Origin of the sequence: Plantactinospora alkalitolerans, assembly GCF_015690345.1 — a bacterium.
GTDB lineage: Bacteria > Actinomycetota > Actinomycetes > Mycobacteriales > Micromonosporaceae > Plantactinospora > Plantactinospora alkalitolerans.
Map to the genome: position 1 here is coordinate 1 of NZ_JADPUN010000338.1, position 11,270 is coordinate 11,270.

At 72.2% G+C, this 11,270-nt stretch carries 11 protein-coding genes; 6 read left to right on the forward strand and 5 right to left on the reverse strand.

Annotation, left to right across the window (positions count from 1 at the left end; translation table 11 throughout):
- The 4 genes from I0C86_RS36215 to I0C86_RS36230 all read left to right on the forward strand — a co-directional run.
- Positions 1 to 864: RDD family protein (locus I0C86_RS36215; RefSeq protein ID WP_196205817.1), on the forward strand; the 864-nt coding region annotated here is incomplete at its 5' end.
- Entirely contained in the window at positions 861 to 2,009 is a 1,149-nt protein-coding gene (hisC, locus tag I0C86_RS36220; protein ID WP_196205818.1) for a histidinol-phosphate transaminase, read from the forward strand. The genes I0C86_RS36215 and hisC, both read left to right, overlap by 4 nt.
- Positions 2,010 to 2,150: 141 nt before the next feature.
- Positions 2,151 to 2,705, forward strand: a complete 555-nt coding sequence (locus I0C86_RS36225; protein ID WP_196205819.1) for a hypothetical protein — start codon at positions 2,151 to 2,153, stop codon at positions 2,703 to 2,705.
- 82 nt (positions 2,706 to 2,787) lie between these two features.
- Positions 2,788 to 3,729: a COG1470 family protein gene (locus I0C86_RS36230; protein WP_230395373.1), complete on the forward strand. Its 942-nt coding sequence runs from the start codon at positions 2,788 to 2,790 to the stop codon at positions 3,727 to 3,729.
- Between the two features lie 6 nt (positions 3,730 to 3,735).
- Here I0C86_RS36230 and I0C86_RS36235 read toward each other — a convergent pair whose 3' ends face one another.
- The 5 genes from I0C86_RS36235 to I0C86_RS36255 form a co-directional block, all read right to left on the reverse strand.
- Positions 3,736 to 5,079, reverse strand: a complete 1,344-nt coding sequence (locus I0C86_RS36235) for an outer membrane protein assembly factor BamB family protein (protein ID WP_196205820.1) — start codon at positions 5,077 to 5,079, stop codon at positions 3,736 to 3,738.
- Between the two features lie 136 nt (positions 5,080 to 5,215).
- Complete coding sequence (locus tag I0C86_RS36240) at positions 5,216 to 5,749, reverse strand: SRPBCC family protein (RefSeq protein WP_196205821.1); 534 nt, start codon at positions 5,747 to 5,749, stop codon at positions 5,216 to 5,218.
- A gap of 180 nt (positions 5,750 to 5,929) precedes the next feature.
- Positions 5,930 to 6,127, reverse strand: a complete 198-nt coding sequence (locus tag I0C86_RS36245; RefSeq protein ID WP_196205822.1) for a DUF397 domain-containing protein — start codon at positions 6,125 to 6,127, stop codon at positions 5,930 to 5,932.
- A gap of 146 nt (positions 6,128 to 6,273) precedes the next feature.
- Positions 6,274 to 7,479: a fumarylacetoacetase gene (gene fahA, locus I0C86_RS36250; protein WP_196205823.1), complete on the reverse strand. Its 1,206-nt coding sequence runs from the start codon at positions 7,477 to 7,479 to the stop codon at positions 6,274 to 6,276.
- Between the two features lie 76 nt (positions 7,480 to 7,555).
- The gene (locus I0C86_RS36255) at positions 7,556 to 8,413 is read right to left on the reverse strand and encodes a hypothetical protein (protein WP_196205824.1); all 858 of its coding nucleotides are present in this window, start codon (positions 8,411 to 8,413) and stop codon (positions 7,556 to 7,558) included.
- A 94-nt stretch (positions 8,414 to 8,507) separates the two neighbouring features.
- On the opposite strand from I0C86_RS36255, the gene I0C86_RS36260 reads away from it, so the two are divergent.
- On the forward strand, positions 8,508 to 9,686 hold the full coding sequence (locus I0C86_RS36260; RefSeq protein WP_196205825.1) for a homogentisate 1,2-dioxygenase: 1,179 nt from the start codon (positions 8,508 to 8,510) through the stop codon (positions 9,684 to 9,686).
- Between the two features lie 140 nt (positions 9,687 to 9,826).
- The coding region (locus I0C86_RS36265; RefSeq protein WP_196205826.1) for a hypothetical protein at positions 9,827 to 11,270 on the forward strand (1,444 nt) is incomplete at its 3' end.

Below are 11,270 nucleotides of genomic sequence, written 5' to 3' on the forward strand. Positions count from 1 at the left end.
CCGCCGGCCGGCGGCCCCGTCCCGAGCGGTCCGCCGGCGGGCGGAGCACCGTCGAGCGCACCACCGGCTTCCTACGGGCAGCCCGGCCAGACCGGGCCGGGCTGGCCGGGCGCCGGGCACCCGACGCCGCCACCCGGGATGCCGCAGTACGGGATGCCGCCGTACGGACCGCCGCCACCGGGTTGGCCGGGGCCGTACTGGGCACCGCCGCCACCGCCCCGGCCGCACGGACTGGAACTGGCGCCGCTCGGCGCCCGGGTGGTCGCCCGACTGATCGACATCGGCCTGGTGTTCCTGCTGAACGTGCTGGTCAACGGCTGGTTCGTCTGGCGTTTCGTCACGGAGATCGAGCCGGTCTCCCGGGAACTCACCCGGCGACTGCTGAACGGCGAGTCCAGCACCGAGGGGCTGCCCCAGGCGAGCGCGCAGGCCGACGGGCTCCAGGTGGTCATCCTGCTGATCGCGGTCGCGTTGTGGTTCGCCTACGAGGTGCCGGCGGTGGCGAACAGCGGGCAGACCTTCGGCAAGCGGGTGATGGGGATCAAGGTCGTACCGCTGGCCGAGACCGAGCAGTTGGGCTTCGGCCGATCCTTCCGGCGTTGGAACATGCTCGGGTTGCCGGTGTTCCTCTGGAGTTGCTGCGGCATCGGCTTCCTGATCCAACTGGTCGACTGCGCGCTGCCGTTCTTCGACCGACCGCTGCGGCAGGCGTTGCACGACAAGCGGGGCCAGACCGTCGTCGTACGACTGCCCCGGCAGTCCGACATCCCGACCGGCACGTCCGGCCCGTCCGACACCCCGTCGACCGGTACGTCCGGCCCGTCCGACACCCCGACCGACCGCACCGGAGGCAGCACGTCATGACCGGCTCCACCAACTCCACTTCCGGCCCCGGCCGGCGCCCGCCGGGGCCCCGGTTGACCCGCGCCGACCTCGATGCGCTGCCCAACTACGTGCCCGGTCGCAGTCCGGCCGATCTGGCCCGGGAACTGGGCCTGCCCGAGGCGATCAAGCTGGCGAGCAACGAGGTGCCGTACGGCCCGCTGCCCGGGGTGGTCGAGGCGGTCGCCGAGGCGGTCGCGGGCGCACACCGGTACCCGGACATGGGGGTGCTGGCACTGCGGGACGCCCTCGCCGAGCGGTACGGGGTCGATGCGGACCGGATCGCCACCGGTTGCGGCTCGGTGGCGCTGGCCGAGCACCTGGTCCGGGCGACCTGCCTGCCCGGCGACGAGGTGGTGTACTCGTGGCGGTCCTTCGAGGCGTACCCGATCATCGTGGCGACCAGCGGCGCGACCAGCGTTCGGGTGCCCAACGACGCCGGGCACGGGCACGATCTGGCCGCGATGGCGGCGGCGGTCACCGACCGGACCCGGCTGATCCTGGTCTGCAATCCCAACAATCCGACCGGAACCAGCCTGCGGCGTGCCGAACTCGACCGGTTCCTCGACGCCGTGCCGGACGACGTCCTGGTGGTGCTCGACGAGGCGTACCGGGAGTTCGTCACCGACGCCGAGGTGCCGGACGGCCTGACGGCCTATGGCGACCGGCCGAACGTGGTGGTGCTGCGCACCCTGTCCAAGGCGTGGGGGCTGGCCGGGCTGCGGATCGGCTTCCTGGTCGGGCACCCGGAGGTGGCCGCCACGGTCCGCAAGGTGGTCACCCCGTTCTCCACCAGCCTGGCCGCTCAGGCCGGGGCGTTGGCCGCGCTGCGCCAGGCCGACGAGGTACGTCGACGCTGCGCGCTGGTGGTCGCCGAGCGGGACCGGGTGACCGAGGCGCTGCGCAAGCGGCTGCCGGCCGGGCAGGTCGGCGGGACCGTGCCGGAGAGCCAGGCCAACTTCGTCTGGCTGCCGCTGGGCGACCGGTCGGTGACGTTCGGGCGGGCCTGCGAGACGCGCGGGATCATCGTCCGGCCGTTCGCCGGCGAGGGCGTACGGGTCACCATCGGCACTCCGGCGGAGAACGACGCCTTCCTGGCAGTCGCCGACTCCGCGCTCACCACCTGAGGACGTAGCGCGTCGACCAAAGCGCACTTCCCCCTATTTGGCTACGAATATGGACATAAGCACATAACCTTTCCAGGTAGCTGGTTCACGGCCCTGACGGGTACGAGCCACAAGCCCGCCACGCGAAAGGTTGGATAACACGTGCGTACCACCAGGACTCTGCTTCTCGGCGCCGCCGCCACGGTTGCGCTGGGGCTGCTCGCCTCGCCTGCGGTGGCCGCCCCCTCGGGGGAAACCGACGTGACCTTCGAGATTCTCGCCGGCACCCTGGACATCACCGTTCCGGCAACCGCCGACCTCGGCACCGGATCCCCGGGCGCCCCACTCGACGGGCCGCTCGGCGCCGTCACGGTGACCGACGGGCGGGCCTCGGACGACGCCTCCTGGGAAGCGACCGTGACCGCGACGGTCTTCCAGACCGGCGGCGGCACGCCGCCGGAGACGATCCTCCCCTCCGAGATCGAATACTGGTCGGGGCCGGCGACGGCGACCACCGGTACCGGCACCTTCACGCCCGGCCAGTTGACTTCGGCCGAGGCGGAGCCGCTGGACAGCGTCACCCCGGTCGTCGCGTTCACCCACACCGGTGGAACGGGTAACAACACCGCCACCTGGAACCCGACCCTGGTCGTCAACGTGCCGCTGGACAGCCAGGCGGGCGTCTACACCGGCACGGTGACCCATTCGGTGGCGTAATCACCGCGGCCGGACTGTTGGACGGGCGTCACTCGCCCTGCTCTGCCTCGCTGGCCTGGGCCTACCGGTCCAGGCCAGCGCGGTGGAACCGGATCCCGACGAGAGCATCGGAATCCGCTTGGTGGAGGCGCCGGTCGAACGTCGCGAGGACCCGCGGGCACAGCGATACATCGTCGACCATCTGCCGCCGGGCACGATCATCCGGCGGCAGGTACGAGTCACGAACCAGACCGACGCGCGGCAGCGCCTGGAGTTGTACCCCGCCGCCGCGATCCTGGAGAACGAACGGTTCCAGTTCGGCGAGGGGCGGACGGTCAACGAGTTGAGTTCATGGATCTCGCTCGACCGCACCAGCCTGGATCTCGGGCCGGGTGACGAGGCCCGGGTCAAGGTCAGCATCGGGGTTCCGCCCGAGGCGTCGCGCGGCGAGCGGTACGCCGTCGTCTGGGCCTCGGTCACCTCGAAGCCCCGACCCTCGGGAAACGTCCGGCAGATCCACCGCACCGGCATCCGGCTCTACCTCGATGTCGGGCTGGGCGGCGAGCCGCCGTCGGATTTCGCGATCGGGAAAGTGACGCCGGCCCGGGACAAGCAGGGCCAGCCCTCGGTCGCCATCGAGGTGGCGAACACCGGCGAGCGGGCCCTCGACATGACCGGCGAGGTGACCCTCTCCGAAGGACCCGCAGGCACCCGCGCCGGCCCGTTCGAGGTGGTCAAGGGCACCACCCTGGCTCCGGGCGTCTCCGGCACGGTCCTCGTACGGTTTCCCCGGGACCTTGCGAACGGCCCGTGGAAGATCGATGTCGCCCTTGCCAGCGGCATGGTGAAGCGCAGCGGCTCCAGCAAGATCACCTTCCCGAACCCGGGCGAGGTGGGCGAATCCAGCAACCTGTTCGGCCCACTCGGCACCCGATGGGGCCTGCTCGGCGCGTCCCTGGCGGTGGGACTGCTCCTCGTCGTGGGACTGGCCGTCGTGGCCCGCCGGTCGCATCGCCGCCGAGTCGGCGCCGACACGCCACGGTGACACGGGTCAGGTGGCGGCCAGGATCACCGGCTGGGCGGCGAGGTAGTAGCGGCTGTCGGCGGCCGCAGGGTCCACCGGCTCGGTGAGCCGCTCCACCGCCACGAACCCGCTGGCCGCGTAGACGAGGCCGGGCGACCATGCGGTCGAGTCCCGTCCGTACGTGAACGGGAACCTGGACCGCTCCCGGCCGGTTTCCGAGTCCAGGGTGAGCAGTTCCCCCGCCTCGGTGCGCAGGTGCACCCGCCCCGACTGGGCGGCGAGAACGCTGACCGATCCGGTGCCGGCCCACTGCCACGGCTCCGCTCCGGTACGCACCGACCGGGCCACCAGCCCGGTCCCCCGCGGCGCCACCGCGACCTCGCCGACGAGCACCGATTCCGGGGCGTCCAGGGCCGGGGCCGGCACCGGGCTCGGGCCGTCGACCAGCCAGCCCCGGGTCACGCCCCCGCTGCTCGTCCGGATCGCCGGGCACCGGGACCGGCCCGTCGCGCAGCCGACCGGGATGACCTCGACCGCCGAGTTCGCGGCATCGGGCTGCCATCGGGCGGTCGGAGCGCCGGTCGCCACGTCGTAGAAGCCGACCGCCGGTGCACCGGGGCAGTTCTCCACCACGACGAACTGGCCGGCGGTGGTGCTGAGCCCTTCGGCCCGGTCGACGGCCCGACAGGCCGGGTCGACATCGGCCCGCCACAGTTCCCGACCCGAGGCCAGGTCGAGGCCCCGGCGTTCGGTCGAGCCGGTCACCACCAGCACGGAGGCACCGTCCCGGGTCGCCGCGGGGTAGAGGCCGCCGGGCGTGTAGACGGTGGCGCCGCCCGTCCGCCGGCCGAGATATCCGTGGTCCGGTCGGGGTCCACGGGCCCGCCACCGCACCAGGCCGGTTCGGGCCTCCAGTGCGACCAGTTCACCGTCCGACCACCGGGTGACCACCGTGGCGCCGTCCGCCACCAGCCCGGACACCTCGGCCGGCCAGCGCCGGAACGACCAGTACGGCGTCCGCCTGGTCGGGGCGTCGAGCGGCTGGTCGGCGCGGATCTGGCGGTTGGTGGCGTAGACCCGGAGCCGGCCGTCGACGATCAGTGGTGCCGCGTTCAGGGTGCCGATCACGCCGGGCGGGACGGTCGTCGGAGCCGGGTAATCGCTCCGCGCCGGGGTGACCACCTCGGCGGGCGCCAGCACCCGGTGCACGATCACGGCCGACGCGGCGACGACCAGCACCGCCACGGTGACGGCGAGCGCCCTCCGAAGCCAGCGCGGCGCCGTCGCCTCGCCGCGCTCCCCGTCGTGACCTCCACGACCGCGCCAGCCGGTGCCCTCGCTGCGCTCAGACACACCCGTTCGGCGTTGCATGCCCGCACACCTCCGTCGGGCACCCTATCGACCAGCGCCCGGCCGACGGCTGGCAGGTTGCGGGGCCGGACGTCGCGATGCCGCTGGTCGTGGTGCGGAAGCTGGCGTACCGGTCAGGCGGGAGCTTGCGTACCGGTCAGGCGGCGGCGGCCGGACCGATCCGGCGGCCGGGTTCGGTGGCGGCGGCGAGGTCGTCCAGATCCCGGCGCAACGCGCCCTCGCCCGCCCTCGCGGCCAGCCCGCCGAAGAGCACCGCCAGCAGCCGGCCGTACCGGGCGGTCGGCACGCCCTCGTGGCTGACGGTCACCACCGTCCGGTCACGACCCGGCCGTCCCGCCTTGATCGAACTGAACGTGTACGTCGTCCGGTAGTCCACGCCATCCCCGGACGAGACGACGACGAGGTGCCGTGGTGGCGCCGCCTCCGCCACCGAGAACTCCTCGACCACCGGGTTGCCGCCCGGTCCGGTGCGGCTCTCCTGCCAGACGGTCCCGACCCCGAACCCGGGCACCGCATCGACCCCGGCCGGGCTCGGCGGTAGGCGCGAGGCCAGCACCTCGACCTCGTCCACCGGGCAGAGCCACCGGGGGCGGGCGGGCAGGTCCGTGAAGACCCGCCACACCTCGTCCGCGGGTGCCTCGATCAGCCGGTTGAACGCCACCGTCGACATGCGCGCCTCCCCGAGGACCACGGTACGACGTGGAGCAGGCTTGGTCACGCCCGTGCCGCCGCAGAGTGACCAGTTCGTGACGGGTCCGGCTGGGGTCCGGCTGAGGGGTGCGGCGAGAACCGGCGCGGCCCCGGCTGTTGCCCGGAACCGCGCGGCTCTGCTCGTCCACAGGCGCCTCGATCAGCCTTCGAAGCGCCCGGTCCTGGTCGCGGCAACGAATGCCGCCCAGCTGGCCGGCGGGAACGCCAGGATCGGATCTGGATCCTTCGAGTCGCGCACGCCGACGATTCCGGGCAGGTTGTCGGCGACTTCGACGCACAGGCCCTGGTCGTTGGAGCGACTGCTCTTGCGCCACACGGCAGCATCCGCGTTGAACATTTTATACCCTTTCAAGATGAAACATCCTTGATGACGGGTTTGCTCCGTCCGGGTAACTCAACGCGTCATGAACCGATCCTGTTACTCCTTCTGCCCGACCGATCGCACAGCAGGTCCGACGGCCTACGGCCCGAAGATCGCCGCACTCAGGCCGGTCCGGCCGGGGCGATCGTGCCGGCGACCTCCCCGAGCCCGACAGTGGTGCCGTCCGGTCCCGGTGCCGTGGCACCGATGCGTACGGTGTCGCCGTCGAGGAGGAAGGTCCGGGTGGAGCCGTCGGACAGCTTGACCGCCTCGGCTCCACCCCAGGTCAGTTCGAGGAACGAGCCGACCTGGTCGCGTCGGGGCCCGGAGACGGTGCCGGAGGCGTACAGGTCACCGGTACGCAGCGCGGCTCCGTTCACGGTCAGGTGGGCGAGCTGCTGGGCCGGCGTCCAGTACATCCCCTCGAACGGCGGCTCGCTGACCCGCTCGCCGTTCCAGTCCACCGTCAGCCGCAGGTCCAGCCCGAGGTGCGGTACGTCGCGCAGGTAGTCGAGCACGGCGGGCTCCTGGGTCGGAGCGGGCACCCAGGCCTCCGCCAGTGCCTCCAGCGGCACCACCCAGGGCGAGACCGACGTGGCGAACGACTTGCCGAGGAACGGCCCGAGCGGCTGGTACTCCCACGCCTGGATGTCCCGGGCCGACCAGTCGTTGACCAGCACCACTCCGAAGACGTGCGCCGCGAAGTCCGCTACCGGGACCCGCTGGCCGAGCGCGGACGGTACGCCGACCACGAAGCCGACCTCCGCCTCGATGTCCAGCCGGGTCGACGGCCCGTACACCGGTCCGTCCGGGGTGGAGCGCTGGCCCTGGGGTCGGACGATCGGGGTACCGGAGACGACGACGGTGCCGGCCCGGCCGTGGTAGCCGACCGGCAGATGCCGCCAGTTCGGCAGCAGCGGCGCCGCTCCGGGCCGGAAGATCTTCCCCACGTTGCCGGCGTGCTGCTCGGAGGAGTAGAAGTCGACGTAGTCGGCCACCTCGAACGGCAGAACGAGGTCGACCCGGTCGAGCGGAATCAGCAGCGGCGCCACCGCCGGCCGGTGCTCCTGCGCGGTCAGCAGTTCGACGATCCGTCGCCGTACCGTCGTCCACTGGGGCTGGCCGAGCGCCAGGAACGCGTTCAGCGTCGGCTGGCGCAGGGCATCGCCGGCCAGGATCAGCCCGGCCGCCTCCGCCCCGTCGAGGTCGAGGACGAGATCCCCGATCCGTACGCCGATCCGGGGCGCCCGGTCGGCCTGTACGAACACTCCGTACGGCAGGTTGTGCACCCCGTACGGCGAGCCCGCCGCACCCTCGACCCAGCTCACGCCGTCTCCTCGCTGTTCTCGCTCGTCCGGTTCTCGTTTGTCCGGTTTCCGCTCGTCCGGTTTCCGCTCGTCCGGTTCACGGTTGGTAGCCGCCGTTCACCAGGCCCAGCCGGACCAGGTCGGTCAGCGGTTCCAGCACGCTGCACGAGCCGAACCCGGTCCAGAGTGGGCGACCCTGCTCCCGCCGGGACCGGGCCGTCTCGACCAGCGGCAACGGGTCGGTCGCGGCCAGCACCTCGGCCACCTCGGCCACCTCGGCACCGTCCTGCGCGACGGCCGCGCCGGCCAGGATGTTGACGAAGCCGTGGTGGGTGAAGCCGGTCTCCGGGTCGATGTGCCGGATCGCGTGGTGCAGGCCGGCGGTGAGCTTGAACGGCAGGTCGCGGTCCCGGCAGGCGCCGATCACCGCGGCCAGTTCGACCGGGGTGGGAAACAGTTCGGCGGCCAGTCCACCGGTCCGGAACTTCGCCGCGATCCGCTTGCCGGCCGCCCGTTCCCCGGCCAGTCGATCGAGTGCGCCGAGCAGTCCCCAGGTCAGTGGAATCTCGGCGTAGACGTCGGCGTCGTCGAGGTGGGCCGGCAGGCCGGCGAGCGCGGCCAGACCGGGCAGGGGATCCTCGCCCCGTTTGGCCACCGCCGCCTCGACCTGCCGGATCCGGATCCGTGGGTCGACCCGGTCCCGCAGCGAGTACAGGCTGGGGATCGGTACGTCTCCGATCACTCCGACCTCGATCTGCTCCTCGGCATCGAGCAGCGCCGGCAGGTCGGCCAGGGCGGAGGCGGGCAACAGCAGCGGGCCGACCAGGTCGGCGTACCAGGCGGTCCGGTGCCCACGGTGCGCGGCGACCGCGTCGGGCAGCGCGGCACTGCCGGGCGGGAAGACGGCAGCATCGTCGACCAGCCCGCCGAAGAGCCGGGGCACCTGCGTTGACACGAACAGAGAACTTACGGGACGCTACGACTAGCGGACAACACCGTCCGATTATCGGACGTTTCCGGCCGGTGACTGGGACAAAACGGAGGCGATCATGCCGTACTACCGCAGCGTCGGCGAGGTACCCCGCAAGCGCCACACCCAGTTCCGGCAACCCGACGGCAGCCTGTACGCCGAGGAGCTGATGGGGCAGGAGGGTTTCTCGTCCGACTCGTCGCTGCTCTACCACCGCTACCTGCCGACCGCGATCGTCGCCGCCGACGAGTACACCCCGCCGGCCTGGTCGCGGAGCCCGAACCTGCCGCTCAAGCCCCGCCACCTGCGCACCCACAAGCTGGACGGTGCCGGTGCCGACCCGATTCTCGGCCGGCAGCACCTGCTCGCCAACGACGACGTCCGGATCTCGTACGTCGTCGCCGACCGGCCCAGCCCGCTCTACCGCAACGCGGTCGGGGACGAGTGCCTCTACGTCGAGTCCGGCGCGGCCCGGATCGAGTCCGCCTTCGGCGTGCTCGGGGTGACCGCCGGCGACTACGTGGTCATCCCGACCTCGGTCGTGTACCGGATCGTGCCGGTCGCCCCGGACCCGCTCCGGCTGCTCGCCATCGAGGCGTCCGGGCACATCGGACCGCCCAAGCGCTACCTCTCGGTACGCGGCCAGTTCCTCGAACACTCGCCGTACTGCGAACGCGACGTACGCGGCCCGGAGGCGCCGCTGCTGGTCGAGGAGACCGACGTCGAGGTGTACGTCCAGCACCGCCGGGGCTGGACCCGCCACGTGTACGCCAACCACCCCTTCGACGTGGTCGGCTGGGACGGCCACCTCTACCCGTGGGCGTTCTCGATCCACGACTTCGAACCGATCACCGGCCGGGTCCACCAGCCGCCGCCCGTGCACCAGACCTTCCAGGGCCCGAACTTCGTCATCTGCTCGTTCGTGCCCCGCAAGGTCGACTACCACCCGCTGGCCGTTCCGGTGCCGTACAACCACCACAACGTCGACTCCGACGAGATGCTCTTCTACACAGGGGGCAACTACGAGGCGCGGCGCGGCTCCGGGATCGAGCAGGGGTCGATCTCCCTGCATCCGGCCGGCTTCACCCACGGTCCGCAGCCCGGCGCACCGGAGCGGGCCATCGGGGCGGAGAGCTTCGACGAACTGGCGGTGATGGTCGACACCTTCCGGCCACTCGACCTCTGTGCGCCCGCACTGTCCTGTGAGGACTCCGGCTACGCCTGGACCTGGGCCGGTCGTACCCGGCCCCCCGGATAGCCGAGCACCGCCGTCGGGTCCGGCCGGCCGGTTCCACCCGGCGCTGATCCTCCGACGTCGTCCGAGGATGCCGGCAGGGACATCAGAACCGGCCGTCACCTGGCATGATGTGGCCCCGCCCACCCTTCCCGGGAGCCGTCGTGCCCGTCCTTGTCGCCTCGCTGATCCTGGGGCTCGTGTCGGTCCTCGCCGCGTTCTGGCAGGTCCGACAGGGCCGGGTACTGACCCGGAAGCTCAACTCCGGCACCGCCCGGGCCCTGCGGTGCTGGCTGCGCGGATGGTCGGAACCGTATCCCGGGGCGTTGCACCCCGGACGGCTCGTCGCCGTCGACGGGGAACCCGTCCGGTTCGAGTGCCGCACCGGGACCGTACGCCAGCTCCTGCTTCCGGCCGGCGGCCTCCGCGTCATGCAGGCCCGGGAGGTGACCGACGCGGACCGTCTGATGACGCTGGTCCCGTCCCAGCCCAACCAGTTCACCCTGCTCATCTGCCGGGACACCACCGGTGTGCGGGTCGACGTGGCGGTCCCGGTCGCCGCCGCCTCGGCCGCCGAGACGTTCCTCCTCGGCACGGCCACCGCGACCGGCCCCGCGTCGGCCACCGTGCCCCGACCGGTCGGCCCGATCCGCCGGTACGTCGGCCGGTGGACCGCGGCGGTCCTGCTGGTCAGCGCCGTGATCGTCGGCTCGGGCGTCTGGACCTGGCGGGACGCCGAACGGGTCAGCGCCACCGTGTCCTCGACACTGCCGGCAGGTGGCCAGGGATACCTCTGCGCGGTCGAGTGGCGCGACCCGTGGACCTCGCAGACGCGATACTCCACGATCGAGTGTCCCGCCCCCCGCCCGGAGAACGGCGAGCGGATCGAGGCCGTCGCCCGACCTGGCCAGGAGTTGGCCACGACCGGGGACCCGTACCTGGCAATGATCTTCGCCGGTGTCGTCGCCTTCCTGGCGTTTCCGCAGGTGGTGCGCCGGACCGCGCTGCAGCTACGCGGCCGGTCCGTGTTACGCCAGCAGCGGGGTGCACAGCCGGAGACCTCCGCCTGGCGCACGTCGCCACGGTTGGATTTCGGTGAGCTCGACCCGGAGAGCGTCGGCGAGGCGGTGACCGTCCGGGCCGAACTCGAAGGCTGGCACTACCGGGTCGGCCGGTGGCGGGCCCGGCACACCGTACGTTCCGACTCCCCGCAGCCATGGTGGCGCATCCGGTTCCTCCGCCGGAGAGTGCTGGCCCCGACGACCCTCGGCATCATCGCCTTCGTCGGCCTGGCCCTCGGGCTGACCCTCGGCGTACCGCTCTGGCAGAACATGGCGGCACAGGCCGCCGGCCCGGTCCGGAAGGTCACCGCGACCGTCGAGCCCCGTACCGACTCGACCCGGACGCCACTGTTCCCGGTCGGCGTGCCCATCTCCTTTCCGGGCCCGGACGGCCGGGTGGACACCACGGTGATGGCCGACGCACCTCTGCCGGCACACTCCCTGGTGTCCGTCGAATACCTGGTCAGCGACCCCGGCAAGGCGCGGCTCCTCGGCGGCCACGACCGGCTGGCAGGGGCCGGCACGGCGGCGGCGGTACTCACAGTGC

What these genes read in the sequence shown, in the direction of transcription:
- hisC (WP_196205818.1), top strand. Translation starts at nt 861, where the DNA reads ATGACCGGCTCCACCAACTCCACTTCCGGCCCCGGCCGGCGCCCGCCG.
- I0C86_RS36235 (WP_196205820.1), bottom strand. Translation starts at nt 5,079, where the DNA reads ATGCAACGCCGAACGGGTGTGTCTGAGCGCAGCGAGGGCACCGGCTGG.
- I0C86_RS36240 (WP_196205821.1), bottom strand. Translation starts at nt 5,749, where the DNA reads ATGTCGACGGTGGCGTTCAACCGGCTGATCGAGGCACCCGCGGACGAG.
- I0C86_RS36245 (WP_196205822.1), bottom strand. Translation starts at nt 6,127, where the DNA reads ATGTTCAACGCGGATGCTGCCGTGTGGCGCAAGAGCAGTCGCTCCAAC.
- I0C86_RS36260 (WP_196205825.1), top strand. Translation starts at nt 8,508, where the DNA reads ATGCCGTACTACCGCAGCGTCGGCGAGGTACCCCGCAAGCGCCACACC.